The organism is Nitrospirillum viridazoti CBAmc (assembly GCF_000730165.1).
GTDB lineage: Bacteria > Pseudomonadota > Alphaproteobacteria > Azospirillales > Azospirillaceae > Nitrospirillum > Nitrospirillum viridazoti.
Genome location: NZ_CP022113.1, coordinates 786,902 through 812,608 on the forward strand (window position 1 = coordinate 786,902; position 25,707 = coordinate 812,608).

The following is a 25,707-nucleotide window of genomic DNA, read 5'->3' on the forward strand; positions in this document are numbered from 1 at the left end:
AAAAGCCGCATGCGATGACAGACGACCTCACGCTTCCCCTTTTTTACAAGCAGCCGCGCCTGATGCAGGCCACCCTGGACGAGGCCATGTCCCTGCGGCAGCCCGTCAGTTACGGCTTCGCCGCCGGCGCGCACGCGGTTCCCCTGGTGATGGGCGAGTTCGCCGCCGCCTGCCGGTCCATCCCCATCCTGTTCGCCGGCGAGGCCGCCGCCCCCATCGCCCTGCTGGGCCTGCGGGAAGGGCAGAACCTGTTCGTGCACGCCGATGGCCGCTGGGATGAGGACGCCTACATCCCGGCCTATGTCCGCCGCTACCCCTTCATCTTCCTGGAGGACACGGAAGCGGACCAACTGACCTTGTGCGTGGACGAGGCGGCGGACGCCGTGGTGGCGGGAACGGAAAACCCCTTCTTCGTGAACGGCGCGCCCACCGACTTGACGCTCCAGGCCCTGGATTTCGCGCGCGAGTACCAGGCATCCCACGCGCTGACCACCGGCTTCGTCGCGGCCCTGCTTGACGGTGACTTGCTGACCGAGCGGCGGGCGGACGTCACCCTGCCCTCCGGCGAGACGCCCAGCCTGTCCGGCTTCCGCGTCATCGATGAGGAAAAGTTGAACCGGCTCCCGGCGGAAACGTTGGCGCATTGGCGCGACAAGGGTTGGCTGGCCGCGGCTTACGCCCACCTCATCTCCCTCAACGACTGGTCGGCGCTGATCCGGCGGGCCGGGTGATGGCCCGGTGATGGACCGATTGCTGCCGCAGGAGATCGAGACACCAACGCCGGAGATGGAAAGGCTGACCGAGCGGATGGTGCTGCCCATCCAGCCGCAGCTGATGGTCTATCTCGCCGAGGTGCGCGCGCAGGTGGACGCGGAGCTGCAGCCCACGCTGCAGCCGGTCAGCCCGGTCAAGCCGTATCCCCTGGGCCGCTGTGAGGAGATCACGCGGGCGGGCATGGCGATCCTGGGCCGGCGCTTGCGCGAGCCTGCCCATCCGGTGGAGCACGCCCTCGCCTCCTTCCTTCGCCAGGGCGGCCGCATCCGCACCATCTGGGGCGCGTTGCGCGGCACCTATTTCCAGAACGCCTTCCAGATCGGCAGCCTGTACGCCGACGTGGCCAACGACACGGTCGTCGTCACCAAGCCCAAGGTCGAAATCCTGCCGGTGCGGGAATGCGGGCTGGTGCCCATACGGGACATCGCCCATTTCATCGAGATCGCCGGCAAATATTGGGGTGGGGAGATCTACCCCAACCTGGTGATCCCCGACCTTGCCCCTCTGTTCCCCATGATCAGCCGCGTTCCCCATCAGTCCGTCCGGCCGCAAATGGGGTGCGACTACATGATCGACCTGTTTCGCCGGGACGAATTCCGCGGGCCGGAAGCCTTCCTGGCCACCGCCCCGCCGCCCCCGCCCGAGGTGGTGGACGAACTGCGCGGCCTGTGCCCCGAAACCATACACCATGTCACCCCCGACAGCGGCCGGGACCTGGCCGTCGCCGCCTGCCAACGGGCGCGGGACATCCGGGCGGACGATGCGTGGCGGGACCGCCTGGTCCTGGACCTGTTGAGCATCAGGCGTCTGTGAAAGCCGCCGCCCCCCACTCCTCGTACTACCAATCGGTCATGGTCGTGGACAGGTCCCTGCGCTAGGCTTTTCCGATAATAAGATCGGGAGGAGTCCATGATGCGCGTAACGCGGTCCCTGCTGGCGATAGCGGCCCTGGTGGGGCTGGGAATGGCGCCGGCATCCGCTGGTGCCGCGGAACCCAAGGCCAAGGGGGAGCATCATCCCCGTTACGATTATCCCACCGCCGTGCGCGCCGACTATGTCATCGGCTGCCTGGCGTCCAATGGTTTCAAGCACGAACTGCTGGGCAAGTGCGCCTGTGGCATCGACACCATCGCCGACATGATGCCCTACGACGATTACGAGAAGGCGGACACGATCCTGCGCATGCAACAGGGCGGCCTGGGCGATCGGGGGGCCATGTTCCGCGACACCCCCATCGCCAAGGATGAGGTGGAAAAGCTGCGCCGCGCCCAGGCCGAGGTCAACCTGCGCTGCACATGAGGGCCGGCGTCCCATCCGTCTTGCGCCGCCCCCGGGCCCACGCCACAATCCGGCCGACCATTGCGGGGGAAAATAGACGGTGAAATACCATCCGGAGGCGCTGGATCCCATCGTCGGCTTCCTGCGCGACATCGGCTTTACGGTGAAGTACGGCGCGGGAGCGCAAGGCGGCTTCCTGCCCGGCGTCAATATCGCGGCCGGCGTCCTCCATGTGGATCCCGAGACGCTGGTGGGCCCCGGCGACCTGCTGCACGAGGCCGGGCACATGGCCATCCTGCCCCTCCGCCTGCACGCCCAACTGGGACGGGATCTGGAGGCGGACATGCGTGCCGCCATCGCCGCCGAGGCCGGACCAGGCCTGCCAGCCGATCCCCGGCTGTCCGTCCCCCTGCAGCAAGGCGAGATGATGGCCCAGGCCTGGTCTTACGCCGCGGCCCTGCACCTGGGCGTGCCGCTGGAATGCATCTTCTTCCCCGGCTCCTACCACGTCGACGCGTATGAAGGCCCGCATCCCATGCAGCGGTGGCTGGAGGCCGGCACCCACCACGGGCTGGGCGGGCTGGCGCATGTGGGTATGACCGGCTTCACCGGCGTCTTCGCCCTGATGGGCGACAACGGCCTGCCCCCCTTCCCCCAGATGAGCCGGTGGGTGCAGGCGTAAGCCCCCTTCACCCCTTGTCGTCACCCTGGAAGGTGTGGCTGAAGGTGGTGTCGGTGCTGTCGCGCACCGTGACGGCCAGGGGACCCTGGGGGCGGTAGCTGAAGGTCAGGGCGGGGTCTTCGCTGAGCGAGATGTCGGCCTCAAGGGTGAAGACCAGGGCGTCGCCGCTTTTGACCGTGACGTCGCGGACGAAGCGCGCGGGCGTGTAGTTGCGGGTCACCTGGTCCATCTGCATGCCATTGTAATTGGGATGGCTGATCAGCAGCTGGGCGGTGACCGCCCCCTTGGGCAGGCCGGCCGGACCCTCGGTCACAGTCTTCAGCCGCATCTGGCCCAGGCGCTCCATGGCCAGGGCGGCGTCCTTGGTGGCGGGGGCGGAGCAGCCGCCGGCGGCCTTGATATAGCGCTCGGTCACGAACCAATGCCCGTCCGTCGTTTCCGCCACGGCATGCATGTGGGTATAGGCATCCACCCGGATGCGGGTCTTCACCTGCGCCGGCACGGCCGCAGGGCCGAAATGAAAGGTGCCGACCAGGGGGGCGGGGTTGTTGTCCACCACCAGGTAGAGGGCCTTCAGCGATAGCGTGGGGTCCAGGGTCACGGTCACCGGCACCAAGGCCGCGTCCATGGCCCGGTCCGGCGCGTCCAGCATGATCTGCCCCTTGGCCGGGGTCAGAGGATGGGCGGCGAACAGGGTCTGGCGCAGATCCTGCCATCGGGCGGCGTCGGCCGCCGGATCCTCGGCCCGGGCGAAAAGCGGAGCGGCCAGGATTGACAACAGAACTAAAGCGAACAGGCGGGACTTCATGACGGATCCTCCCACTCCAGCTGCTTGAAGGCGGTGATGGCGTTGCGGCCATTATAGGCGTCGAACAGTTTCCAGCGGCCCCGTTCCGACCGCGCCACCGTGGTGGCGGCGGCATCAATATCCCCGCCGTTTTTCAGCAAAGCCCGGACGTCGCGGGCCAGCGTGGTGAGATAGCGTTCCTCATCCGCCGCCCCGGCCGGCCAGGGCAGCTGGGCGGGGCCATGGCCTGGCACCACGCGTACCGCCGGCAGGGCCTTCAACTGGCCCAACACCGTCAGCCAGCCGGTCAGGCTGCCGTCCAGCGCCGGGATGCGGCCCTGGAACAGCAGGTCGCCGGCCCACAGGGTGCGCGTTTGCCCATCATACACCGTGAGGTCGCTGTCGGTATGGGCGGCGCCATAGGCCGCCAGGTGCAGCACACGGCCGCCTAGGTCGATGTCGGCGGTGGTATCAACAGCCTGGGTGGGAGGCAGCGCGCCGCCAGCCTGGGCCGGGTCACCGCCCAGGATGCGGGCTAGGCCCTGGCGGTAGTAGGCCCCCCGCTCCGCCCAGGCGGCGGCGAAGCGGGCATGGGCAACCACCAACGGGTGATCCTCCGCGAAGGCGACGGCGCCCAGCACGTGGTCGGGATGGACGTGGGTGTAGATCAGATAACGGATGGGCAGGCGGGTCGTGGCCCTGATCTGCGCCCGCAACCGGGCACCGTCCCCGGCGCTGCCACCCGGATCAATGACGGCCACGGCGTCATGGCCGACGATGAAGCCGATGTTGGCGATGGCATCGTCATTGGCGGCGGTGGCGTCCTGCATCACGCCAGGACGCACGTAGACGCCGGGCGCCACCTGAATAAGAGGGACATCTTTCGCCCACAGGGGCGCCGGCAGCCCCAGACCGACCACCACGCAGAAGAGAAAACCGGCCCGGATCAAGGTTCGGCCGGCCATGTCTCCCTCACCTGGGTCCCGTCCACGGGAACTGTTTTCGCCGGCCCGTACTGGCGATAGATGAACTCGGCCGGCACTTCGCCGCGCGCCCGCACCGCCGCCAGCATGACACCGTGGTCGGGCGACAGGGCGCAGGCGGGATCGGTGCGGCCGGCATCGCCGGTCAGGGCGAAGGCCTGGCAGCGGCAGCCGCCCCAGTCCACCTCCCGCCGCTCGCACCCCTGGCAGGGTTCCGGCATCCAGGCGGTGCCGCGATAGCGGTTGAACGCTTCGCTGTCGTACCAGGCCGCCGCCAGCGAGCCGGTGGCGACCGAGGGCCAATCGAAGCCGGGCAGCGTTTCCGCCGCATGGCAGGGCAAGGCGAGGCCGGCGGGGGAGATGTTCATGAACCGCCGGGCCCAGCCGCCCATGCAGGCCTTGGGGCGGGCGGCGTAATAGTCCGGCGGCACGTAGTCGATGACCATGCGGCCCTTCAGCCGCGCCCGCGCCGCCTCCACCGTCGCCGTGGCCGCGTCCAGCTGCGCCCGGCTGGGCAGCAGGGCGTCACGGTTCATCAGGCTCCAGCCATAATACTGGACATGAGCGACCTCGATGCGGCCCGCCCCCAGCTCCAGCCCCAGGTCTATCATCTGCGGCAGCCGGTCCAGGTTCTGGCGGTGGACGACGAAGTTCAGGGTCAGGGGCAGGCCGGCCGCCGTCACTTGCCCGGCCAGCGCCAGCTTGCGCGCCTGGGCGCCCGGCATGCCGCCGATCCGCTCCGCGCTTTCCACCTCCACATCCTGGAAGCTCAGCTGCACATGGTCCAAGCCGGCGTCGGCCAGCACGGCCAGCGACGCCCCGTCCAGCAACACGCCGGAGGTGATGAGGTTGGTGTACAGGCCAAGGCCGGCGGCATGGCGTACCAGGTCCGGCAGGTCCTTGCGTGCCGTGGGCTCCCCGCCCGAGAAGTGCACCTGCAGAATGCCCAGGGCGGCCGCCTCGCCCAGCACACGCTTCCACGTGGCCGTGTCCATCTCCTCCCCCGCCCGCTGCAACTCCACGGGGTTGGAGCAATAGGGGCAGCGCAGCGGGCAGCGGTGGGTCAGCTCCATCAGCAGACCCATCGGCGCCTCCACCGGGGGTGACTCAGCCGCAGGGGAGGAAGCATGGCTCATAGCAGGACCACGCCCTTCTCCGCCAGATCGCGCAGCATGCCGCCCACGTCGCCCGCCATCTCGTCCCGGGGCACGTCGAAGCGGGTGGCCAGGTCATCGACGATGGCCCCCAGGCTGCGCTGGCCGTCCACCAGCTTCAGGATCTCGGTGGCCGCCTCATCCGGCAGGAAAAGTCGTTCCGGTGCCAGAACCATCCAGCTTTTCCGTGTATCATCAAAGCGGAACTTCACGCCCCGGGCAAAGCGCGGCACCGACGCCTCACCCACCGCTTCCGTGGTCACGGCATCGGTCATTGCCGGCGTCCTTCCGGTATGAAGGCGCCCGGCGGGATGTAGCCGGGTTCGACATAGGCGAAGTGCAGGGCGTCCAGTTGGGCCCACAGAATGTTGCACTTCTCCGTCAGGGCGGCGATGGCGCCCCGCTGCTGCTCCGCCGTGCGGGCATGTTCCTTCACATAGGCCAGGGCGAAATCCACGTCGCGCGGCGCCTGGGTCAGGCGCGGGGTGAAGTAAGCCAGGGTTTCCTGAGTGATGAAGTCGTAATTGGCCAGCATGCCGGACACACGCTCGGCGATGATGGTGGGGGAAAACATCTCGGTGAGGGAAGAGGCCACCGCCTCCAGCACGCTGCGGTCCCGCACCAGGGAAACATAGGCGTCCACGGCGAAGCGCGTGGCCGGCAGGATGCCGACGGTGGACTGGACATAGTCGCGGTCCAGCCCCACGCCCGTGGCCAGGCGCAACCACCGCTCGATCCCGCCGTTGGCGGGGGTATCGGCCCCGGGGAAACCGTCGTGGTCCTCCAGCCGGCTGCGCCAAAGCCGGCGCAGATCCGGTGTGGGCAGGCGGGACAGCAACACCGCGTCCTTCGCCGGGATACGGCTTTGATAATAATAGCGGTTCAGGGCCCAGGCCTGGACCTGGCCCCGGTTCAGGGCGCCGCTGTGCAGCAGCTTATGGAAGGGATGCAGGTTGTGGTAGCGCTCCGCCCCAACGGCGCGCAACGCCGCCTCCAACTCTTCCGGCGATAGGACGCGATCCTGCGGCTCAGCGGTCATAAGGCAATTTCCATTCCGTCGAAGGCCACCTCCCATCCCGCTTGGTCCACCACCCGGCGCTGCGGGCTGTCGTCCATGAGGATGGGATTGGAATTGTTGATATGGATGAAGACGCGGCGGCGAACGTCCAGGCCGGCGAAGGCGGCAAGGGTGGCGTCCACGCTCATGTGTCCCATGCGCAGACCGGTCTTATTTCCAAGGCCGGCATCGATCATTTCGGTATCGGTATAAAGCGTGCCGTCGAAGAACACCAACTCGGCACCGCGCAGGCGGTCCGCCAGCGCCGTCGTCATGGCGGCGCAGCCCGGAATGAAGAAGAAGCGGCGTTCACCGTCATCCACCGCCACGCCCACCGTGTCCTCCCCCTCCACGATGGGGGGTGGACCGTCGTGGCCCTCCAGGTATAGCGGCACCTTGCCGGGCACGGGGAACAGCTCGATCCACAGCCCGCTTTCCGCGCCGCCAATGCCGCATCCGGTGAGGGGCACCCGCTCGTTCAACGGCAGCGCGCTTCGCGCCACCACGTCACGGGCCAGCACTTCGAAGATCGGATTGGCGTCCAGGATGCCCAGGGTGCGGGCGGTGCCGTGCAGGGTGAAGGGTTGGCGTTCCCGCAGATTCAGCAAGCCGGCGATGACATCGACGTCGCCACCGCTCAGCACCACACCCGCGATGGGGGAGGAACGCAGCCCGTGATTGGGGTGCAGCGCCGGGTTGGCGGCGATCTGCTGCCGCAGGTCAGGTGACGCGTTCAGCAGGAACCAATCCCGGCCGTCGCGGCTGACCGCCAGCGAGGCCTGGGTGCGGGGCCGTACCGCCGGATCGCCGGCGCGCGCCCGCCGGCAAGCCTCGGCATGCGAGTTCCATTGGGGAAACCCGCCGCCGGCCGCCGCGCCGAGAACAAGGATATGCATGGGTCCTTAAGCGCCAAGGCAAAGCACAGGGGGCCGTCGCGGCCGGCCGGATCCAACGCCCGGAAGACCAGCGGCGGCCCCAAGTCGTTGAATTGCTTATTTCACTTCCGCGCAAGCGTAGCAGTTGATTTCCATGCCCAGCGCGATTTCGACGATCTTCGGAGTCTTCCAGCTCATAACATTTCCTCCGGTTTTGAGGAGCGGCCACATGTCCGCGCCTGTATTTAAAATAATTCTAAATTACCTTTCCGTCAAGGTGCCCAACTGTACCACCCCTCCGCCCCACCTCATCCCTTGGGCCGCAGACAGGCGTGTTACGGTGCAAGGCTTTAAGCTTCGCGCACCGTCCACTGTTCCGCTGGATGGGCGCCCCGTCCATGGTGACCCCACAGGCGAGGGCGCCGTCAGAGGAATAAGGGCCGACTAGAAGAACGCGATGGCGCCGGCGGCGATCGTGTCCTCCTGGGCCTTGTTGCCGCCGTGGGCCGTGGCGGTGGTATGGGCATACTCACAGATCAGGTTGACCCAACTGGTCAGCTTATATTTGCAGCCGGCGGCCCAGGATTCGTTGGTCTTCACCAGCAAGGGGTTGACCTCGCCCGAGGCCAGGCCCAGGCGGCTCAGCCCATAGCTGCCGGACAGGGTGAACCTCTTGAAGAAGGTGTAGCTGCCCTGGACGTAGTAGCCGTCCGAACTGCGCGCCTGGCCGGCGGCGCTGACGCCGTCGAAGAACAGGCCGGTGGTTCCCAGCGCGTCGCCGGTGTAGCCATAGGCCACCAGCTCGGCATCCGCGATGTCGACCTTGGCGCCGAAGTCCCAGCCGGTGCCCCGCACGCTACGTCCCTGAGGCAGCGCCTCGGCGGCCGACACGCTCTTCAAATCCTGGGTGACGACGTTGGCCCACAACTGGGCCTTCAGCAGGCTGCTGGCGTCGGTCGGCAGCTCATAGTTAACGCCGGCCTGGATCTGCGGATCGTTATGGGCGGACAGGGTGCCCGACTGGCCGGAGAAGTTGAAGGCGTCCAGCGGCTGGAAGATGCCGACCGACGCGGTGAAGCCGCTGAACTTGGGCGTGGTGTAGGTGATCTGGGGCATGAAGTCGGTGTAGACGTAGCCGATGCCGATGCGCCCCAGCGAGGTGTTGGACGGCGCCACGTTGCCGCCGGTCGACCCCACGCCGAACAGCGTGAAATCGTTCAGGATCGCCTGCTGGCCGAACAGGCCGATGTCGCGGCCCACCTTGACCGTGCCCATGCTGGGCGTCCCCACCGTCAGGTACTGCTGGCGGAAGTCGATGCCCGACGTCGCCAGGGCATGCGCGGCGCCGGCGGAGTTGGCCCCCCCCACCCCCGACACGCTGTTCAGGCCCGGGTACAAGCCGAAATGGGCGACGATATCGAAGCCTTCCTGCTGGGTCTTCAACTCCACGGCGAAGTTGCCGGGCAGCAGACCGTTGCGGATGGAGGAGTTCTCGCTGCTGCCCACTGCCGCCAAGCCGCCCGCCACCACATGGTTGGGCGCCACGCTGTCCGGGCTGTCATGGACATAATAGCCGTTAATCTCCCCAGAGAGGGTGACGTCGACGGGGCCGACATGGACGCCGATGCCCTTTTCCGTCATGCGTACGGCGAAGGGATCGGGCGGCGGGGCGGCGGCCACTGCCGCGGCGCTGGCGCTGGCCACGGCGGCCGGCGGCGGGGGTGGCGGCGTCTCGACCGCCTTGCGCTGTTTCAGTTGGTCGTATTCCTGCTGGGACAGGATGCCTTTGGCCAACAATTTGGCCAGAAGATCGTCAGTGGTGTCGGCTTTCGCCATGGATCCCGGCAGACATGCCAGGCCGCTGATCGCGGTCACGCCCAGAAACAATGCCATCCGCTTGGATTTCATTCTTGTTTCCTCCCGGCTTTATTTGCAGGGTGTCGGCCCGGTGGCCATGGCAATAAAACGCCATTCGGCGGAAGTTTCCGCGCGCCGATCATTTCCCTGCTGTTTGGCGGGGTCTTTCTGGGCCCCACCTTAATTTGAAACTTGAAGTCGTTTGCCTTGTCCGCGCAATAGAACTAAAGAACCGTTGCGGGTTGCCGGCCGGTTGCGCACGCTGGAACAAGCCTATGAAATCATGGGGGCGGTTCGCATGCGGCCCTTCGGCCGCCGCACCGCACCCGGATGGACCCATGAAAACCAAGCCTGGCGACAGCGGCCAATCCCATAGTGGACCGCCCCCCGGTGCCAAGACCCGCCCCGTTGACGGGCCCGGCGCCACATCCCCAACCAAACCCAAGGTCGCGGCGCGGTCCAGCAGCACCCCGCCGCGGATGAACGGTACCGCCCCCGTGCCCCCGGCCCCTTCCCTGCCGCCCCTTCCCCCCTTCCCCATGCCCCCCTTCCCCATGGCGTCGGCGCGGACGCGCGCCCGCGGCGATGGCGGGCCCACCGTGCCCTTGCGCCGTGGCGGGTCCGACAAGACGGACGCCCACGCGGCGGTGGCGGAGCTGCGTCGGCAGATCGGGGACGGCGGCGACGCGGCCGGCATCCTGGTCTTCTTCTCCCCCGCTTATGACCGGGAGGAGATGCTGGTGGCGCTGAAGGAGGCGTTCGGTTCAACACCCGTCTTCGGCTGCACCACGGCCGGGGAGATCACGCCCTTCGGCTACATCAGCAACGGCCTCACCGGCATCAGCTTCCCGGCGGCGGACTTCATGGTCCATTCCGCCCTGTTCGAGGGGTTGAGCCAATTCCAGATCGCCAACACCATCGAGCGGACGCATCAACTGGTGTCCCAACGCCATGCCCAGGCCCAGGGGCGGCCCGGCTTCGGCCTGCTGCTGGTCGACGGCCTGTCGACGCGCGAGGAACAGCTGGTCAGCGCCATCGGCAACGCGTTGGCGGGCCTGCCGCTGATCGGCGGGTCGGCCGGCGACGGGCTGGATTTCAAATCCACCATCGTCCTGCATGAGGGCCGCTGCGTCAGCGACGCCGCCATCCTGCTGCTGGTCACCACCCGCCGGCGCTTCTCTGTCTTCAAGACGGAGCATTTCGTGCCTACGGAACACAAGATGGTGGTGACCGGCGCCGACCTGGAAACCCGCCGGGTGTTCGAGATCAACGCCGAGCCGGCGGCCCTGGAATATGCCCGCCTGGTGGGCCTGTCGAACGAGCCGCTGACGCCCAAGATTTTCGCCGCCCATCCCGTGGTGGTGCGGGTGGGCGGCCAGTACCACGTCCGCTCCATCCAGAAGGTGAACCCGGACAACAGCCTGACCTTCCACTGCGCCATCGACGAGGGCCTGGTGCTGACGGTGGCGCGCGGCATCGATATCGTGGAAAATCTCCATGAATTGTTCCGCCGGCTGGAACGGGAGATCGGTCCCTTGGATGCCATCATCGGGTTCGATTGCGTCTTGCGGAACCTGGAAACGGAACAGCGCAACCTGAAGGCCGCCGTGTCGGATCTGTTCGTCGCCCACCGCGTCACCGGCTTCTGCACCTATGGCGAGCAGTACATGTCCATGCACGTGAACCAGACCTTCACCGGCGTCGCCATCGGTGGGACATGATCATTCCCAAGCCCCTGCCCGCCAACCGGGACGCAGCTCCGGTGCCGGCCGACGCGGACGCGGCGCGCCGCATCGCCGACCTGGAACAGCAGGTGGCGAAGCTGACGCGCATCAACCAGTCGCTGATGGACCGGGTGGAGCGCCATGTGGACGGCCAGGGCTCAGCCTTTTCGCTGTTCCAGACCGCCATCAGTCTGGAGAATCAGGTCCGGTCGCGCACCCGGTCGCTGGAAGAGGCGCTGGTTGACCTGGAGCAATCCTATCAGGAAGCCGCCATGGCACGGGAGCAGGCGGAAACGGCCCGCCTGCGCCTGTTCACCGCCATCGAGGCGGTCAGCGGCGGCTTCGCCCTGTTCGATGCCGACGACCGGCTGGTGCTGTTCAACCAGGACTATCTCAGCTTCTGGCCCGGCATGGCGGGCGACGTCCACCCCGGCATGTCGTTCAGCGACATGGTGCACCTGGCGGTGCAGCGCAAAAGCGTGATGGATGCCTATCGCGACCCCGACGGCTGGGTCCGCCGCCGCCTGCGCCAGCATGCCGATTGCCAGGGGCCCACCGTCCACGCGCTGAGCGACGGCCGCTGGATGCAGATCAATGAGAAGCGCACCAATGACGGCGGCGTCGTCGCCATCTACACCGACATCACCGCCCTGAAACGGCGGGAAACGCAGCAGTGGAAGGCGGCGCTGGCGCAGAAGAGCACCCTGCTGCAGGCCACGCTGGACAACATCTTCCAAGGGGTGGCGGTGTACGACGCCCAACTGGCGCTGGTGGCCTGGAACAACGAGTTCGTGCGCCTGCTGGACCTGACGCCCCGCTGCGTGCGGCGCGGCGCCGTCTTCGCCGATTTCCAGCGCTTCAATGACGGCCTGCTGGCCCATGGCATCAGCGAGCCGCGTTTCCTGGACCCTCAGAACAACCCGCTGCCGCTGCGGCTGGAACAGACCTGGTTCAACGGCCGGGTGCTGGATATCGAGCGCAACCCCATGCCCGACGGCGGCTTCGTCCTGACCTTCACCGACATCACCGAGCGCAAGCGCAATGAAGAGGCGCTACGCGACAGCGAGCGGCGCATCCGCCTGGTGACGGACGCCATGCCGGCCCTGATCGCCTATGCCGACGCGGACGAGCGCTACCAGTTCGTCAACGCCCCCTACCGGCAATGGCTGCACCGGCCGGAAACGGCCATCCTGGGCCGGCGCATGCGCAGCGTGCTGGCCCCCGCCTTCTACGAGCGCAGCCGCGCCTACATCCGCCAGGCCCTGGCCGGGCAGATCGTGTCGTTCGAGGTGGAGCTGACGCCCACCGGCGATCCGGACAATCTGGCGGAGCCGCGCTACGCCCATGTCACCTTCGTGCCCCATATCGGCCTACCCCATGCTGACCAGGACCGCGTGATCCTGGGCCTTTTCACGCTGATGCAAGACGTTACGGAACGGCGACGCGCCGACGCTGCCATCAAGGAGGCGAACGAGACGCTGGAGCGGCGGGTGACCGAGCGCACCGCGGCGCTGACCGCCCTGAACGGCCAGCTGCAGCAGGAGATCGCGGAGCGGCGGGAGGTGGAGCGCGCCCTGCAATCCGCCAAGGTGGAGGCGGAGCAGGCCAACCTGTCCAAGACCAAGTTCCTGGCCGCCGCCAGCCATGACCTGCTGCAGCCCCTGAATTCCGCCAGGCTGTTCGTGTCGGCCTTGGCTGAGCTGGAGCATACGCGCAAGAACCGGTCGCTGATCGACAACATCGACGTGTCGCTGGGGGCGGTGGAGGGCCTGCTGGACGCCCTGCTGGACATCTCGAAGCTGGACGCCGGGGCGGTGTCGCCGGAAATCGTAGACTTCCCCATCGGCAGTCTGCTGGGGCCCCTGTCCACCGAGCACCAGGTGCTGGCGCAGGAACAAGGGCTGGCCCTGCGCTACGTGCCGTCGCGCGCGGTGGTGCGCAGCGACATCCGCCTGCTGCGCAGCATCGTGCAGAATTTCCTGTCCAACGCCGTGCGCTATACCCAGCGGGGGGGCGTGCTGCTGGGCTGCCGCCGCCGGGGCGACACCTTGCGCATCGAGGTGTGGGACAGCGGTCCCGGCATACCGGCCGACCAGCTGGACGAGATCTTCAAGGAATTCCACCAGTTGCATCGGGGCCCCATGCTGGGCAGCCCCACGGGGAATTCGACCAAGGGTGAGGGACGCACCCGCACCACCGGCCGGGGCATGGGCCTGGGCCTGGCCATCGTGCGCCGCGTCGCCAAGGTGCTGGACGTGACGGTGGAAACCCGGTCCATGGTCGGCCGCGGCTCCATCTTCTCCGTCGCGGTGCCCTTGGGCACCATGACGGCCTCGGCCGTCGCCCGCCGTGTGACCGGTGAGGGCAACGCCCGTCCCCTGGACGGAACCCTGGTCCTGGTCCTGGATGACGAGCCCAGCGCACTGATGGGCATGCAGGCGCTGCTGTCCACGTGGGGCTGCGAGGCGGCGGTGGCGTCCACCGGAGAGGAAGCGCTGGAGGTGCTGGGCCGCCTGCCCCGCCCGCCCGACGCCCTGATCGCCGACTTCCACCTGGGCGACGGCCACACCGGCCCGGATGAGGTCACCCGCCTGCGCCAGGTCATCGCCGCCGGCACCGGCCTGGCCCCACCCGCCATCATCGTCACCGCCGACCATACGCCGGAGGTCGAGGCCCAGGTGAAGCAGCACCAGTACTGGATGCTGAAAAAGCCGCTGAATCCGGCGCAGCTGCGGGCGTTGCTGTCCAGCATGCTGGGGTAGGACCGGGTTCCGGACCCGCGCGCCCGGTTGACACGCCTTCGCAACCGGCGATATGCCTGGCTGGTCGCTTTCACGCCCGAACAAGGTCCGGCCGCGCATGCGTTCCCTTCTGGCCGGTCTCGGCCCCGCCGACATCCGCACGACCCCTTTTCCCCATGTCGTGGCCGACCGGCCCATGGAAGACGGCCTTTACCAGGAACTGAGCGCCAGCTTTCCCGGGTTTGCCCGCATGGGCTGGCATTGCGCCCCGGACCAGGTGCCCAACAACCGGCGCTTCGAACTGTCGGCCGAGATGATCCTTCAATCACCGGATTTGCCGGCCTGCTGGAAGGACTTCGTCGCCTACCACGCCGGTCCGGCCTTCCTGGCGGAGGTCGCGGCCCTGTTCGACGGCCACTGGGACCCGGCGATGCTGGCGGCCCTGGATGGGCACCTGACGGGTCATAGTGCCGGGTTGCGGCGCCTGACCTCGCCGGGGCCGTATCGCATCCACCAGGACGCGCGCATGGAGATCAACACCCCCGTGCGCGACCGCGCCTCCTCCTCGCGCGGGCCCCATCTCGACACGCCCAACCGCCTTTTCTCCTGCCTGTTCTACATGCGGGCGCCCGATGACGACGCACACGGCGGTGACCTGGTGCTGTACCGCTGGCGCAACGGGCCGACGGGGCGCATCGCGGACTATGCGCTGCCGGACACCGCTGTGGAGGCGGTCTTGACCGTGCCCTACGCCGCCAACCGGCTGGTGATCTTCCCCCAAAGCCTGAACGCCCTGCACGGCGTCAGCCCCCGCCACCCTACACCGCATACCCGCCGCTATGTCTTCATCACCGCGGAGCTGACCGAGGACTGGCTGGCTCAACCGGCGCCTGAGGGAATGTGAGATGCGCCTGCTGGTCCACGGCATGCAGTCGAGCGGGGCCACCGCCTTCACCCGCGCCCTGGCGGAGCGGCCCGGCTGCATCGCCCTGGCGGATATTCCCAACAACTTCGCCGCCCCGCGCGTGACCACCACGGCCGACTTCGTGGCCAAGGTGGTGGTGACCACGGCCTATCCCCTGGCGACCCACGTGGAACGCTTCCGCCCCGACAAACTGGTGTTGTTCCTGCGTGACCCGCGTGACAACTACGCCAGCCTGTCGACCGCGAACTACCGCCACCATTCCGGCCTGATGGACGAGAAGTTCCTGATCCTGGACCAGTTGTTCGCCGAGCGGCACCGGCTGTTCGACGCCGTCATCCATTATGAGGATTTCGTGGCCCGCGACCCGTCGGTGTTCACGGCCCTGGCCGACCTGGGCTGGCCGCTGGACGAAGCGCACTATACCTTCCGCCGCGACTACAATGACCTGCTGCGGACGCTGTGGGAGGCGGAACCGGTGCTGCAGGAAACCATGGACGTGGTCTTTGGCAACGCCCGTGGCCCGGGCGTGACCGACCGCTGGCGCGACAAGCCGCGCGATCCGGCGGTCGACGCACAGTTGGAGGCGCTGTGCCCCCGCCTGCTGCGGCATTACCAAGGCCGGCCCATAAGAACCGGTCAGGCCAGGTCGGTCAGTGCGAAGTCATCGCCCTTATAGAGAAGGACCGCGCCCTGCGCTTTGGCACAGGCATAGGCGAAGCAATCCCCCATGTTCAATGCGGCTGGATGACGGCCCTTCCCGTAGCGGGCGTAGGCATCATAGGCAATATCCCACTCCCGCACGCCGAGGTCCACAAACCGGAAGCCCGCTTCCTTCAGGAAATCAAGCACATGGCTGCGTGCCCTTGCCGGTTCAATTTTGTAGGATCGGCAAAGGCCAGCCGCCGTTTCCCAAACCGCAAGGGCAGAACAGAAGCGATCCGCGTGCATTTCCAGCCGGTCCGCCAAGGCGGCGGCATCCTCCTCCCCAGCAATAAGGGCGATCAGGGCCGACGCATCCGCGAAGATCATTCAGAGGTTTCCGGAAAGATCGTCAAAGAATGCCTTGTCGGCCGGTAGTCCGGTTGGGGCCGGTAAAGGATGGCGGGCACGGAAAGCCGCCAAGCGATCCCGCAAGGGAACAGCCTCTGCCAGGCGCTGAAGTTCCGCCCGCACCGCCAGCTTGACCGCATCCTGTTTGGAAATGCCCCGGAGGACCGCCAACTCCGCCACCAGTTCGGCGGTAACGTCGTCCTTGATGTAGAGAGGCATTGCCATTATCTCCCCAACGGGCCGCCGGATATCCAGGAAAGATACATCGGGATATCCGTGCATTCAAGAACCACCCGCGGTGTAAGAATTCCACCGCTGAGCGCTGGTCCGGAAAATTTGCCTTGTTCCACGCCGTGCAACTGACAGCTGGGCAGATGCGCCGGCTTGCGTCCCCGCTGGGTCCGGCATTGGGCATTCTGACACCCGAACCGCACCTACATCCGGTAGCCGGGGGTGGGTGTCCACAGCTGGGTCAGCGGCCCGTTGGCACCAGTGACGGGATCAAGGGGCGGGAAAGGCAGGTGGGCGATGCGCTCCAGCTCCGCCGGCGTCGCCGCCTCGCGCCGGATGTCCCAGTCCTGGCCCGGCGGATAGCCGCCCACCACCAGGAAGTCATCGCTGGCAGCAACGCGGCAATGGCCGGTGCCGGCCGGCAGCACGGCGACATCGCCGGCGTGCACCGCCACCCGGCGGCCGTTGGGCCCACCCAGCATGAGTTCCGCCTGCCCCCGGGCGAAGCCCAGCACCTCGTGCGCGGACGAATGATAGTGGTGATAATCGTAGATGCCGTCGCGCCAGCGCGCGGGCCAGCCGTTGCGCTGGAACAGCGCCTCGAACACCGCCGCCGGGTCGCCATCGCCCAGCGGCACCATGCCCCGGTAGATCAGGACGTGCAGGCGGGCATTGTTGGGCACCCAACTGAGGCTGTGCAGGATGAAATTCTCCGGCCAGCGGCCGTATTCCCCCGCCATGCCGCCATAGGCATCGGCTTCGGCGTGCTGGTCGGCCATGGCATGACCCCCTGAAGGCGGAACGGTTCCACCCTCTGAAATCCGCCGGGCCCCCGCAGGTTCCAGAGCAGGTTCCGGATCAGCCTTCCGCCACGTCGGCGAAGCTGTCCAGGTGCAGGCGGCCGGCCATGACCACCGCCTGGGTCCGGCTGTAGACGCGCAGCTTGTGCAGGATGCTGGAGACGTGGGCCTTCACCGTGGTTTCGGCGATATCCAGGTCATAGGCGATTTCCTTGTTCAGCTTACCCGTGCCCAGCAATTGCAAAACGCGGCGCTGCTGCGGCGTCAGCGTCAGGACCCGCTGCAGGAAATCATCATCCGCCGCCCGGCCCTTGGAGTCGGGGGCCGGCTCGGCCAGCGACAGGTCGTCGGGACGGTAGGTGCCGCCGGCGGCTACCAGCGACAGGGCGGCCACGATCTCTGCGCGGGGGGTGGACTTGGGGATGAAACCCATGGCACCCAAGGCCAGGGCCTCGCGTACCAGGCGCGGGTCCTCCAGGGCGGAGATCACCACCACCGGGGTGGCGGGGAATTGACTGCGGATGCGCACCAGCCCCTCGAACCCGTCCACACCGGGCATGCGCAGATCCAGCAGCAGGAGATCGGCGGCGCCGATGGACTCCAGCAACTGCATCACGCCCGCCAGATGGGCGCATTCCAGGATTTCAGGCTGGTCAAATGCGGACTCCACGGCCAGGGCCAGGGCGCCCCGCACCATGGGATGATCGTCGGCAATGATTATTTGCGGCATGCGTCGCCTCGTTTGCGGGCGATTATGATTCGGCGTTTCCTCGATCTTGACGATAGTCGATATCGAGCAACCCGGCTAGTGCCTGGGAGGGTTAGGCCACCATTCGGCGGCAACCGGGCCCACGCCATCGCATGCGCGGGCTTAATTATTTGATTATCCAGCTTTATCGCCGCCGCGGGGGGTGGCGCCGACACCACCTTGACGGGTGCCGGGTGGGTTTGAAATTACCCTTGTACCAAAGTACAATTGGCACCCGGGACGGGCTTCTTGAAGATGGCCAGCAAGCCGAACGGTGGCCCTTTACCTTTGATGTTCCAGAGGGAAGGCTGAAAGGAACGGCACCCAGGAGAGGAACGGCCCGGCGGGACAGACCCGGCGGACCAGCAAAGACGAAGAACTGGCAGAGTCGAAGTTCCCGCGTGATCATGGGCCTGCGGTGTGACCGGTTGTCGGCGCCCCGTTTGCCTCTTTTGGCCCACTGCAGCCTGGTTTCAACGGTATTCCTCGCATCGCGGAATCAGGCGCGATCGACATCCACCCGTGGCCCGGCGCGCCGGTGGCGGGCGGCAACGGTGAAGATGGGATTGTCAGCGGTGGTCAGCGGCCCAGGACGGGATGGGAACAAGCGGGATGGAAACCGGTCCGAAGGGACCTATCCTTAACCTTCTGAGGAGAGCCCCCATGCGTTGGAAGAAGCCCATCGTCACCGAGATCGCGCTCGGCATGGAAATCAACTGCTACGCCTGCGCGGACGTCTGACGCCCACGCCATCACCGGCCGGACCCGGCGGGGTCTGGCCGGCCCGACGCGCATCCGCCCGGTGCGCCGTCCCTATGCGTTCCGTCACCAGTTCCGGGCCTGGACGCCTGCTGCGTCCGGCGGGCTGCCTGACCATGATCAGCCTAATCGCGTCGCCCATCCGCCGGCCAGGCGGACACCAATCGGACCGGACCTACCGGCCAATCCCCAGGGAGGGAAATTAGATGAAACAGCGGAAGAAGGTGTTGTTGTCCTGGACCGCCCTCGTGGCGGCCAGCTTGCTGTCCAGCCATCCGTCGCTGGCCAACGACGAGCTGACCAAGGCGAGCAAGGACCCCAAGCAATGGGTCATGCAAGCCGGTGACTACGCCAATCAGCGCTACAGCTCCTTGAAGCAGATCACAACCGCCAACGTTAAGGAACTGCGTCCGGTGTGGACCTTCTCCACCGGCGTGCTGCGCGGCCATGAAGGCGGCCCGCTGGTCGTGGGCGACGTCATGTACGTCCACACCCCCTTCCCCAACGTGGTGTATGCGCTGGACCTGAACAACCAGGGCCGCATCCTGTGGAAGTATGAGCCCAAGCAGGATCCGACCGTCATTCCCGTCATGTGCTGCGACACCGTGAACCGCGGCGTAGCCTATGGTGACGGCAAGATCATCCTGAACCAGGCCGATGCCAACGTCGTGGCGCTGGACGCTAAGACCGGCAAGGAACTGTGGAAGGTCGCCAACGGCGATCCCAAGAAGGGCGAGACCATGACGGGGGCGCCCGTCATCGTGAAGGACAAGGTGCTGGTCGGCATCAGCGGCGGCGAATTCGGCGTGCAGGGCCGCATGACGGCGTACAACCTGAAGGACGGCTCCGTCGCGTGGAAGGCCTACTCCGTCGGCCCCGACGACCAGATCCTGGTCGACCCGCAGAAGACCACCAGCCTGGGCAAGCCCATCGGCGCCAACTCCTCCCTGTCGACTTGGCAGGGCGACCAGTGGAAGACCGGCGGTGGCGCCACCTGGGGCTGGACCAGCTATGACCCGCAGCTGAACCTGATCTACTACGGTTCGGGCAACCCCTCGACCTGGAACCCCAAGCAGCGCCCCGGCGACAACAAATGGTCGATGACCATCTTCGCCCGCGACGCCGACACGGGCATGGCCAAGTGGGTCTACCAGATGACGCCCCATGACGAATGGGACTATGACGGCGTCAACGAGATGATCCTGGCTGACATCAAGGTGAAGGGCACGCCCGTCAAGGCGTTGGTCCACTTCGACCGCAACGGCTTCGCCTACACCATGAACCGCGAGACCGGCGAGCTGCTGGTGGCGGAGAAGTACGATCCAGCGGTCAATTGGGCCACGCACGTGGACATGAAGACCGGCCGGCCGGAAGTCGTGGCACAGTACAGCACCGACAAGAACGGCGAAGACCACAACACCAAGGGCGTCTGCCCGGCGGCCCTGGGCAGCAAGGACCAGCAGCCGGCCTCGTACTCGCCGGATACCGGCCTGTTCTACGTACCGACCAACCACGTCTGCATGGACTATGAGCCGTTCAAGGTGTCCTACACCGCCGGCCAGCCCTATGTCGGCGCCACCCTGTCTATGTTCCCGCCCAAGGGCGAGAACCACCTCGGCAACTTCATCGCCTGGGACGCCAGCACCGGCAAGATCGTCTGGTCCGACAAGGAAACCTTCTCCGTCTGGTCGGGCGCCCTGACCACGGCGGGCGGCGTCGCCTTCTACGGCACGCTGGAAGGCTACCTGAAGGCCGTGGATATGAAGACCGGCAAGGAGCTGTACAAGTTCAAGACGCCGTCGGGGATCATCGGCAACGTCACAACCTATGAGCACGGCGGCAAGCAGTATATCGCCGTGCTGTCCGGTGTCGGCGGCTGGGCCGGCATCGGCATGGCCGCCGGCTTGGGCGGCGACACCGACGGCCTGGGCGCCGTCGGCGCCTACAAGCAGTTGGCCAACTACACCCAGCTGGGCGGTGTGCTCACCGTCTTCGCCCTACCGTAACCCTCTCTCCTTCTCAGCCCCGCCTGGGGATCATCCCTCAGGCGGGGCTTCTTTGCCCCTTGAGCTAGAGCACACATGCCTGGACTCCCCACTTCGCGAAAAGAGGTCCGACTGATGCCGAAACGCTTGGCGCTGGCCGCTGCCGTCACCCTTCTGGCCCTGCCCTTCAGCGTCGCCGCCAGCGCCGCCGATGGTAGCGCGCCGACCGCCACCAAGGTGGCGGCCGAGGCCAAACCCTATAAGGTCGAAGGCGGCAAGGTCGATCCCGGCACCTACAACGGCTATCGCCGCTATGGCGAGTCCTGCATGCGGTGCCATGGTCCTGACGGGGCCGGCAGTTCCTACGCCCCGGACCTGACCGACAGCCTGAAGCACATGGACTACGACACCTTCGCCGAGACGGTGATCAATGGCCGCAAGAACGTGAACACCGCCAACAACAACGTCATGCCGTCCTTCGGCACGACGGAGGACGTGGCGAACTACCTGGACGACATCTACGGCTATCTGAAGGCCCGATCCGATGGCGCCATCGGCCGCGGCCGGCCGCAGCGCATCGGGGACTGAGAACAACGGCGGCACCCTCATGAAAACGGCCTTCCGCCTGGCGCTGGCGGCGTTACTGCCGCTGGCCCTGCCCGCATCCCAAGCCCTGGCCCAAACGGCCGAGCTGGTGTCCCGCACCGAATTGCGCGTCTGCGCCGACCCCAACGACATGCCCTATTCCAACCAGAAGGGCGAGGGGTTCGAAAACAAGATCGCCGCCATCATCGGCCAGGATCTGAAGCTGCCCGTCAGCTATGTCTGGTTCCCCCAAGTCATGGGCTTCGTGCGCAACACCCTGCGCGCCCGCCAGTGCGACCTGGTCATGGGCACGGTGGCCGGCGACCCGCTGATGGACAACACCAATGCCTATTACCATAGCGGCTACATGATCGTGACGCGGGCGGACGCCGGCATCACCGCCACCTCGATCGGCGATCCCAGCTTGGCCGACAAGCGCTTCGGCCTGGTGGCGGCGACACCGCCCACCGACCTGCTGCTGCGCCATAACCTGATGGCGCACACCACCTCCTACGCCCTGACGGTGGACACGCGGTATGAGTCGCCCTCGCGCGCCATGCTGCAGGATCTGGCCGACCGCAAGATCGACGTCGCGCTGCTGTGGGGTCCCATCGCCGGCTATTACATCAAGCAGGACAAGCTGCCGCTGAAGGCCGCCTTCCTGGATCCCGAGGGTGACAGCAACCGGCTGGATTTCCGCATCGCCATGGGCGTGCGCGCCAACGAGCCGGAATGGCGCCGCTCGGTGGATCAGGCCCTGCAGCGCCATCGGGCTGAGGTCGACAAGCTGCTGGCGGACTATGGCATCCCCTTGCTGGATGAGCAGAACAAGCCCATCCCCGCGTCCTTGCCGGGGGCCGTCGGCGCCAAGCCATGAGGGCCCTGCCCGCGGCCGTCCTGGCAAGCGTGATAGCCATCCTGCCCGCCATCGCCGCGCCGGCGCAGACGGCCCCGGCCGTGCCGGAGCCACCGGGCTATCGCCTGGATGATTACCGGGCGCCGGTGCCGGCGACGGTGGCTGGCGGCCGGGTGCTGACCACCGCCACCCTTCAGGAGTTGCTGGCGCGGGAGGGGTCCCGTGTGGTGCTGGTGGACGTGCTGCCCTCCCCCCGGCGGCCGGCCGGTATGACGCCGGGATCGCCCTGGATGCCCCTGCCCCATGATGACCTGCCCGGCAGCGTCTGGCTGCCGGACGTGGGGCGGGGCGCGCTGAACCCAACCCTGGAAAACTGGTTCCAGCAACAACTTGCGACTTTAAGCGGGGGCGACAAGAACCGCCCGCTGGTGTTCTATTGTCTGCCCGAGTGCTGGATGAGCTGGAATGCAACCAAGCGCGCCGCCGGTTATGGTTACACCAACGTCGCCTGGTACCCGGACGGCGTTGACGGCTGGCGTGCCGCCAGGTTGCCCCTGGCCACCGCCACGGCACTGACGCCCCCAGCATCCCCGGGGGCTCCCTGAGTTCAAAGTTCACGACGACCAGAGACCAGGTATAAGGAGAGCGGAAAGTGCGACGTATCGGATTTTGGGCGGCGGTTGCCGCCACGATCATCGCGGGTGGAACGGCCGGAACGGCCCTGGCGGATGGTGATCCCGCCGCCGGCCAGGTGGTGTTCAAGAAGTGCGCGGTCTGTCATTCCATCGACGCCGGCGTGAACAAGGTGGGCCCCAGCCTGCACGGCATCATCGGTCGCAAGTCCGCCACCGCGCCGGGCTACGACTATTCCGCCGCCATGAAGGGCGCCAATAAGGAATGGACGGCCAAGGAGCTGGACACCTACCTGACCGACCCGCGCGCGGTCGTGCCGGGCACCAAGATGGTGTTCGTCGGCCTGAAGGACCAGAAGGACCGTGACAACGTCATCGCCTACCTGGCGACGCTGAAGTAAACGGCTTCATCCTCAAAAGCCCTATTCCCAACACCCCCGTCCGGAGCCGCCGGACGGGGGTGTTTTCGTTTGGCGTCACGGGTCTTTACGGCACCATGTTAATGGGCCATTAATCCTTGTCCTGCATCATGCCATCGGCATCAGAGAGGGGCGGGGCCCGTGAGCACCAGAGCCGGTACGACGGTTTCAGACACGGTCATGTCGCGCGGCGCCGCCGCGGCGCCGGCGCCCCTGATTCGCGCCTGCGAACAGCAAGGCCGCGTCATGGACCAAGCCTGGCAAGCCCTTGGCGACACCGATCCCGCAATCGCCCCCGTGGCCCAGTCCGGTCCGGCCTTCAACCTGGGCCTGAGCCGCAGGGCGTTCAAGGTGCTGTGGTCGCTGCTGGAAGCGGGGGCGGTGGCGTCCCTGGGCGGCATTCTGCTCTCGCTGGCGGTGAACGCCGGACTGGTCCCGGCCGACGACTTGCGTATCGGCCTGTGTCTGGCCGCCGGCCCCGCGCACGTCATCCTGGCCTGGATGCTGGGCCGCCATGCTCGGCCGCGCCTCTCCGATGAACCGTCATGGTCCGTGGTTGCCCAGGTGATGGCGGCCTTGTTCGCCTGCCTGCTGGCGGTGGCGCTGGCCAATGACGGCGGCGTCGCCACCATCGCCTGGATCGCCGTGTGGTCCGTGCTGGCCACCGGCGCCCTGGTCCCGGCCCATCGTCTGGAAGGCGCCCTCGTGCCCCTGGCCATCGCCCGCCGCTGGCGGGTTCGCCACGCCGTCATCGTCGGCTCCGGCCCCGCCGTCCTGCGCCGGGTGAAGGAAATGGCCGGTCGTATGGACTATGAAATCGAGTTGCTGGGCATGTTCGGCGTCGAGCCCCCCGACGGTGGTGCCTCGCCCCGCCAGCCACCCTATCTGGGCGGCCTGGAGGACCTGTTCGACTTCCTGGCCCGTCATGGGGCCCATCATGGGGAGGTGGGCGTGTTCATGGCCCTGCCGTGGACGGCCGGCGATCGCACCGCTGCCGTGCTGGAACGGCTGCGCACCGTACCCGCCACCGTCTGGCTGGTGCCCGACCCGGAGCTGTCGGCCCTGGCGCTGCCACAATCGGGGCCCAATCAGGCGGGGCCCAATCAGGCGGGGCCCAATCAGGCGGGGCCCAATCAGGCGGGGCCCAATCAGGCGGGGCCCAATCAGGCGGGGCCCAATCAGGCGGGGCCCAGTCAGGGCCGCGCGCCGGCGTCGGAATGCCGGGGCCGATGATACCCACCCACACGTTCCGTTCGTCAGCGCTGCCTGCTAATCTCCGGCGTCATCTCCAGGTTCCTCCGACGGGTGGACATGCAGCTTCTGAGCACCCTGGCCACGATCGGCTTCGTCCTGCCCGTGTTCGCCGCCCTTATGGGCATGCTGCTGGCGCGGCGCGATTATAGCGTGGCGGCGGCCTGGGGCGGCGGCGTGGTGCTGTCGCTGCTGATCGCCCTGGCGATCCGCGGGATGCTGCGCGCGGACCCGGACCTGCCGCACTTTCCCAGCGGGCATGTCACCCTCGCGGTGGCCTTCTATGGCGGACTGCTGGTCATCTATCTGCGCGGTGGCCACAGCCATGGCCGCATGGCCCTGCCGGTGATCCTGACGGCCCTGGCCAGTATCGCCCTGGTGGAGGGCTGGTCGCGCGTGCTGCTGACGGAACACACCTGGGTGGATGTCATCGGCGGTTTCCTTGTCGGATCCCTGGGCCTGCTGGCCACGGGCTGCCCCTGGGCGGTGCGCCGCATCCAGCGGGGTTCCCGCCTGTACCTGGCGGCGACCCTGGCTGTGGCCATCCCGCTGGCCTTCCTCAATGTCCGGTGGCTGGACAGCCTGATCCGGACCTTCGTGGTGCTGTAGCTCCCCCTGCCCCCGCGCCCCCTCCCCGAAAACCCCAAGGCGGCCCCGGTCGCCGGGTTGGCGTCGACACCGGCGCGGCGCGGGGAGTACCGCGCCTTGCGTCGGTGACTGAACCGTCTCGAGCTTCAAATCTTCGACCCTTTCGACAAGACCCCAAGGGGCCCGCGGCGGCATTTTCCCCCTCGTGCCGGCCATCCCGTCCGGCAGCATTTTCGAAATCCCGCCAGCCTACGCGAGGAAAACATCATGTCCATCACGGCCACGCCCACCCCCGGCGCCAAGCTGCTGACCCCCACCGATCACACCCTGATCATGATCGATTTCCAGTCGCAGATGTCGTTCGCGACGCATTCGATCGACGCCATCACGCTGCGCAACAATGCCGCCCTGGTGGCCAACGCCGCCGCTGGCTTCAAGGTGTCGACCATCCTGACCACGGTGGCGAAAAGCAGCTTCTCCGGCCCGATGTACGCCGAGATCACCGACGCCTTCCCCGGCCAGGACCTGCTGGACCGCACGTCCATGAACACCTGGGAAGACGCCGCAGTGATCAAGCAGATCAACGCCATTGGCAAGAAGCGCATCGTGCTGTCCGGCCTGTGGACCAGCGTCTGCATCGTCGGGCCGGCCCTGTCGGCCATTGACCAGGGTTTCGAGGTCTACGTCATCACCGACGCCTGCGGCGACGTCTCGACCGAGGCGCACGAGCGCGCGGTGGAACGCATGGTCCAGGCCGGCGCCCGTCCCGTCACCGCCCTGCAGTACCTGCTGGAGCTGCAGCGCGACTGGGCCCGCACCGAGACCTATGACATGACCACCGGCATCGCCAAAAAGTGGGGCGGCGCCTACGGCCTGGGCATCACCTACGCCAAGACCATGTTCAACGCCCACGAGGGCTGAACCGTCGGTGCGGCCGGGTATGCGCCCGGCCGCGTCCTTCTTCCG

At 67.1% G+C, this 25,707-nt stretch carries 29 protein-coding genes; 17 read left to right on the forward strand and 12 right to left on the reverse strand.

Translation table 11 applies throughout. The annotated features are described in order from the left end of the window. Positions 1-14 precede the first annotated feature (14 nt). From Y958_RS30965 to Y958_RS30980, 4 genes are all read left to right on the forward strand, one after another. Complete coding sequence (locus tag Y958_RS30965) at positions 15-731, forward strand: SapC family protein (RefSeq protein WP_088875725.1); 717 nt, start codon at positions 15-17, stop codon at positions 729-731. 10 nt (positions 732-741) lie between these two features. Then, on the forward strand, positions 742-1,587 hold the full coding sequence (locus Y958_RS30970) for a hypothetical protein (RefSeq protein WP_145727786.1): 846 nt from the start codon (positions 742-744) through the stop codon (positions 1,585-1,587). A gap of 96 nt (positions 1,588-1,683) precedes the next feature. Continuing rightward, positions 1,684-2,073: a hypothetical protein gene (locus tag Y958_RS30975; protein WP_081486860.1), complete on the forward strand. Its 390-nt coding sequence runs from the start codon at positions 1,684-1,686 to the stop codon at positions 2,071-2,073. Between the two features lie 79 nt (positions 2,074-2,152). Next, positions 2,153-2,734, forward strand: a complete 582-nt coding sequence (locus Y958_RS30980; protein ID WP_088875727.1) for a hypothetical protein — start codon at positions 2,153-2,155, stop codon at positions 2,732-2,734. A 7-nt stretch (positions 2,735-2,741) separates the two neighbouring features. On the opposite strand, the gene Y958_RS30985 is transcribed toward Y958_RS30980, so the two are convergent. From Y958_RS30985 to Y958_RS31020, 8 genes are all read right to left on the reverse strand, one after another. Next, a complete protein-coding gene (locus Y958_RS30985) occupies positions 2,742-3,542 on the reverse strand; it encodes a quinoprotein dehydrogenase-associated SoxYZ-like carrier (RefSeq protein ID WP_088875728.1) in 801 nt (266 codons plus the stop codon). Then, positions 3,539-4,486, reverse strand: a complete 948-nt coding sequence (locus Y958_RS30990) for a quinoprotein relay system zinc metallohydrolase 2 (RefSeq protein WP_088875729.1) — start codon at positions 4,484-4,486, stop codon at positions 3,539-3,541. Before Y958_RS30990 ends, Y958_RS30985 begins: the two co-directional genes overlap by 4 nt. Continuing rightward, the gene (gene pqqE, locus Y958_RS30995; protein ID WP_211098825.1) at positions 4,468-5,589 is read right to left on the reverse strand and encodes a pyrroloquinoline quinone biosynthesis protein PqqE; all 1,122 of its coding nucleotides are present in this window, start codon (positions 5,587-5,589) and stop codon (positions 4,468-4,470) included. Before pqqE ends, Y958_RS30990 begins: the two co-directional genes overlap by 19 nt. A 47-nt stretch (positions 5,590-5,636) precedes the next feature. Further along, positions 5,637-5,933: a pyrroloquinoline quinone biosynthesis peptide chaperone PqqD gene (pqqD, locus tag Y958_RS31000; RefSeq protein ID WP_088875731.1), complete on the reverse strand. Its 297-nt coding sequence runs from the start codon at positions 5,931-5,933 to the stop codon at positions 5,637-5,639. Continuing rightward, positions 5,930-6,697, reverse strand: coding sequence for a pyrroloquinoline-quinone synthase PqqC (gene pqqC / locus Y958_RS31005; protein WP_088875732.1), 768 nt, complete (start codon positions 6,695-6,697; stop codon positions 5,930-5,932). Before pqqC ends, pqqD begins: the two co-directional genes overlap by 4 nt. Next, positions 6,694-7,611: a pyrroloquinoline quinone biosynthesis protein PqqB gene (gene pqqB / locus Y958_RS31010; protein ID WP_088875733.1), complete on the reverse strand. Its 918-nt coding sequence runs from the start codon at positions 7,609-7,611 to the stop codon at positions 6,694-6,696. The genes pqqC and pqqB overlap by 4 nt, the downstream gene beginning before the upstream one ends. A gap of 96 nt (positions 7,612-7,707) precedes the next feature. Beyond that, positions 7,708-7,821, reverse strand: coding sequence for a pyrroloquinoline quinone precursor peptide PqqA (pqqA, locus tag Y958_RS33140; RefSeq protein WP_198924936.1), 114 nt, complete (start codon positions 7,819-7,821; stop codon positions 7,708-7,710). Between the two features lie 213 nt (positions 7,822-8,034). Continuing rightward, the gene (locus Y958_RS31020; protein WP_211098826.1) at positions 8,035-9,498 is read right to left on the reverse strand and encodes a porin; all 1,464 of its coding nucleotides are present in this window, start codon (positions 9,496-9,498) and stop codon (positions 8,035-8,037) included. 287 nt (positions 9,499-9,785) lie between these two features. Between Y958_RS31020 and nosP the strand changes: the two genes are divergently transcribed. The 4 genes from nosP to Y958_RS31040 all read left to right on the forward strand — a co-directional run bounded on the left by nosP (position 9,786) and on the right by Y958_RS31040 (position 15,513). Next, entirely contained in the window at positions 9,786-11,168 is a 1,383-nt protein-coding gene (gene nosP / locus Y958_RS31025) for a nitric oxide-sensing protein NosP (RefSeq protein ID WP_244909728.1), read from the forward strand. After that, entirely contained in the window at positions 11,165-13,933 is a 2,769-nt protein-coding gene (locus tag Y958_RS31030; protein WP_088875735.1) for a hybrid sensor histidine kinase/response regulator, read from the forward strand. The genes nosP and Y958_RS31030 overlap by 4 nt, the downstream gene beginning before the upstream one ends. A gap of 97 nt (positions 13,934-14,030) precedes the next feature. Further along, a complete protein-coding gene (locus Y958_RS31035) occupies positions 14,031-14,816 on the forward strand; it encodes a 2OG-Fe(II) oxygenase (protein WP_186291649.1) in 786 nt (261 codons plus the stop codon). A 1-nt stretch (position 14,817) separates the two neighbouring features. Continuing rightward, on the forward strand, positions 14,818-15,513 hold the full coding sequence (locus Y958_RS31040; protein WP_088875737.1) for a hypothetical protein: 696 nt from the start codon (positions 14,818-14,820) through the stop codon (positions 15,511-15,513). Here Y958_RS31040 and Y958_RS31045 read toward each other — a convergent pair. From Y958_RS31045 to Y958_RS31060, 4 genes are all read right to left on the reverse strand, one after another. Continuing rightward, positions 15,474-15,866 carry a type II toxin-antitoxin system VapC family toxin gene (locus Y958_RS31045; protein ID WP_088875738.1) on the reverse strand — a complete coding sequence of 131 codons (393 nt, stop codon included), beginning with the start codon at positions 15,864-15,866 and terminating at the stop codon, positions 15,474-15,476. The two genes, Y958_RS31040 and Y958_RS31045, sit on opposite strands and share 40 nt — an antisense overlap. After that, positions 15,867-16,106, reverse strand: a complete 240-nt coding sequence (locus Y958_RS31050; RefSeq protein ID WP_040843332.1) for a type II toxin-antitoxin system VapB family antitoxin — start codon at positions 16,104-16,106, stop codon at positions 15,867-15,869. It abuts the gene before it with no gap. A 215-nt stretch (positions 16,107-16,321) separates the two neighbouring features. Further along, positions 16,322-16,897 (reverse strand): cupin domain-containing protein, encoded by a 576-nt coding sequence (locus Y958_RS31055; RefSeq protein ID WP_088875739.1) that lies wholly within the window; start codon positions 16,895-16,897, stop codon positions 16,322-16,324. A 79-nt stretch (positions 16,898-16,976) separates the two neighbouring features. Further along, positions 16,977-17,648: a response regulator transcription factor gene (locus tag Y958_RS31060; RefSeq protein ID WP_088875740.1), complete on the reverse strand. Its 672-nt coding sequence runs from the start codon at positions 17,646-17,648 to the stop codon at positions 16,977-16,979. Positions 17,649-18,329: 681 nt separating this feature from the next. Between Y958_RS31060 and pqqA (Y958_RS33145) the strand changes: the two genes are divergently transcribed. The 9 genes from pqqA (Y958_RS33145) (at position 18,330) to Y958_RS31105 (ending at position 25,662) form a co-directional block, all read left to right on the forward strand. Beyond that, positions 18,330-18,407, forward strand: a complete 78-nt coding sequence (pqqA, locus tag Y958_RS33145) for a pyrroloquinoline quinone precursor peptide PqqA (RefSeq protein WP_100085352.1) — start codon at positions 18,330-18,332, stop codon at positions 18,405-18,407. Between the two features lie 224 nt (positions 18,408-18,631). Beyond that, complete coding sequence (xoxF5, locus tag Y958_RS31070) at positions 18,632-20,431, forward strand: lanthanide-dependent methanol dehydrogenase XoxF5 (protein WP_088875742.1); 1,800 nt, start codon at positions 18,632-18,634, stop codon at positions 20,429-20,431. A gap of 114 nt (positions 20,432-20,545) precedes the next feature. Beyond that, on the forward strand, positions 20,546-20,998 hold the full coding sequence (locus tag Y958_RS31075; protein ID WP_088875743.1) for a c-type cytochrome: 453 nt from the start codon (positions 20,546-20,548) through the stop codon (positions 20,996-20,998). A 19-nt stretch (positions 20,999-21,017) separates the two neighbouring features. Beyond that, positions 21,018-21,872 (forward strand): substrate-binding domain-containing protein, encoded by an 855-nt coding sequence (locus tag Y958_RS31080; protein ID WP_088875818.1) that lies wholly within the window; start codon positions 21,018-21,020, stop codon positions 21,870-21,872. After that, on the forward strand, positions 21,869-22,456 hold the full coding sequence (locus Y958_RS31085; protein ID WP_088875744.1) for a PQQ-dependent catabolism-associated CXXCW motif protein: 588 nt from the start codon (positions 21,869-21,871) through the stop codon (positions 22,454-22,456). The genes Y958_RS31080 and Y958_RS31085 overlap by 4 nt, the downstream gene beginning before the upstream one ends. 47 nt (positions 22,457-22,503) lie before the next feature. Continuing rightward, the gene (locus Y958_RS31090; protein ID WP_088875745.1) at positions 22,504-22,884 is read left to right on the forward strand and encodes a c-type cytochrome; all 381 of its coding nucleotides are present in this window, start codon (positions 22,504-22,506) and stop codon (positions 22,882-22,884) included. Positions 22,885-23,043: 159 nt separating this feature from the next. After that, entirely contained in the window at positions 23,044-24,135 is a 1,092-nt protein-coding gene (locus Y958_RS31095; protein WP_145960809.1) for a nucleoside-diphosphate sugar epimerase/dehydratase, read from the forward strand. Between the two features lie 78 nt (positions 24,136-24,213). After that, entirely contained in the window at positions 24,214-24,762 is a 549-nt protein-coding gene (locus Y958_RS31100; RefSeq protein WP_050897954.1) for a phosphatase PAP2 family protein, read from the forward strand. A gap of 246 nt (positions 24,763-25,008) precedes the next feature. Beyond that, on the forward strand, positions 25,009-25,662 hold the full coding sequence (locus tag Y958_RS31105; RefSeq protein WP_040843325.1) for a hydrolase: 654 nt from the start codon (positions 25,009-25,011) through the stop codon (positions 25,660-25,662). Positions 25,663-25,707 lie beyond the last annotated feature (45 nt).

Bases quoted from the DNA above. Each gene is read 5' to 3' on its own strand.
- Y958_RS31105 (WP_040843325.1), top strand. From the start codon at position 25,009: ATGTCCATCACGGCCACGCCCACCCCCGGCGCCAAGCTGCTGACCCCC.
- Y958_RS30965 (WP_088875725.1), top strand. From the start codon at position 15: ATGACAGACGACCTCACGCTTCCCCTTTTTTACAAGCAGCCGCGCCTG.
- Y958_RS31080 (WP_088875818.1), top strand. From the start codon at position 21,018: ATGAAAACGGCCTTCCGCCTGGCGCTGGCGGCGTTACTGCCGCTGGCC.
- Y958_RS30975 (WP_081486860.1), top strand. From the start codon at position 1,684: ATGATGCGCGTAACGCGGTCCCTGCTGGCGATAGCGGCCCTGGTGGGG.
- Y958_RS31045 (WP_088875738.1), bottom strand. From the start codon at position 15,866: ATGATCTTCGCGGATGCGTCGGCCCTGATCGCCCTTATTGCTGGGGAG.
- nosP (WP_244909728.1), top strand. From the start codon at position 9,786: ATGAAAACCAAGCCTGGCGACAGCGGCCAATCCCATAGTGGACCGCCC.
- Y958_RS31030 (WP_088875735.1), top strand. From the start codon at position 11,165: ATGATCATTCCCAAGCCCCTGCCCGCCAACCGGGACGCAGCTCCGGTG.
- pqqA (WP_198924936.1), bottom strand. From the start codon at position 7,821: ATGTGGCCGCTCCTCAAAACCGGAGGAAATGTTATGAGCTGGAAGACT.
- Y958_RS31100 (WP_050897954.1), top strand. From the start codon at position 24,214: ATGCAGCTTCTGAGCACCCTGGCCACGATCGGCTTCGTCCTGCCCGTG.
- Y958_RS30985 (WP_088875728.1), bottom strand. From the start codon at position 3,542: ATGAAGTCCCGCCTGTTCGCTTTAGTTCTGTTGTCAATCCTGGCCGCT.
- Y958_RS30970 (WP_145727786.1), top strand. From the start codon at position 742: ATGGACCGATTGCTGCCGCAGGAGATCGAGACACCAACGCCGGAGATG.
- pqqD (WP_088875731.1), bottom strand. From the start codon at position 5,933: ATGACCGATGCCGTGACCACGGAAGCGGTGGGTGAGGCGTCGGTGCCG.
- pqqB (WP_088875733.1), bottom strand. From the start codon at position 7,611: ATGCATATCCTTGTTCTCGGCGCGGCGGCCGGCGGCGGGTTTCCCCAA.
- Y958_RS31050 (WP_040843332.1), bottom strand. From the start codon at position 16,106: ATGCCTCTCTACATCAAGGACGACGTTACCGCCGAACTGGTGGCGGAG.
- Y958_RS31020 (WP_211098826.1), bottom strand. From the start codon at position 9,498: ATGAAATCCAAGCGGATGGCATTGTTTCTGGGCGTGACCGCGATCAGC.
- pqqE (WP_211098825.1), bottom strand. From the start codon at position 5,589: ATGGGTCTGCTGATGGAGCTGACCCACCGCTGCCCGCTGCGCTGCCCC.
- pqqC (WP_088875732.1), bottom strand. From the start codon at position 6,697: ATGACCGCTGAGCCGCAGGATCGCGTCCTATCGCCGGAAGAGTTGGAG.
- Y958_RS31085 (WP_088875744.1), top strand. From the start codon at position 21,869: ATGAGGGCCCTGCCCGCGGCCGTCCTGGCAAGCGTGATAGCCATCCTG.
- xoxF5 (WP_088875742.1), top strand. From the start codon at position 18,632: ATGAAACAGCGGAAGAAGGTGTTGTTGTCCTGGACCGCCCTCGTGGCG.
- Y958_RS31075 (WP_088875743.1), top strand. From the start codon at position 20,546: ATGCCGAAACGCTTGGCGCTGGCCGCTGCCGTCACCCTTCTGGCCCTG.
- Y958_RS31055 (WP_088875739.1), bottom strand. From the start codon at position 16,897: ATGGCCGACCAGCACGCCGAAGCCGATGCCTATGGCGGCATGGCGGGG.
- Y958_RS31035 (WP_186291649.1), top strand. From the start codon at position 14,031: ATGCGTTCCCTTCTGGCCGGTCTCGGCCCCGCCGACATCCGCACGACC.
- Y958_RS31060 (WP_088875740.1), bottom strand. From the start codon at position 17,648: ATGCCGCAAATAATCATTGCCGACGATCATCCCATGGTGCGGGGCGCC.
- Y958_RS30990 (WP_088875729.1), bottom strand. From the start codon at position 4,486: ATGGCCGGCCGAACCTTGATCCGGGCCGGTTTTCTCTTCTGCGTGGTG.
- Y958_RS31040 (WP_088875737.1), top strand. From the start codon at position 14,818: ATGCGCCTGCTGGTCCACGGCATGCAGTCGAGCGGGGCCACCGCCTTC.
- pqqA (WP_100085352.1), top strand. From the start codon at position 18,330: ATGCGTTGGAAGAAGCCCATCGTCACCGAGATCGCGCTCGGCATGGAA.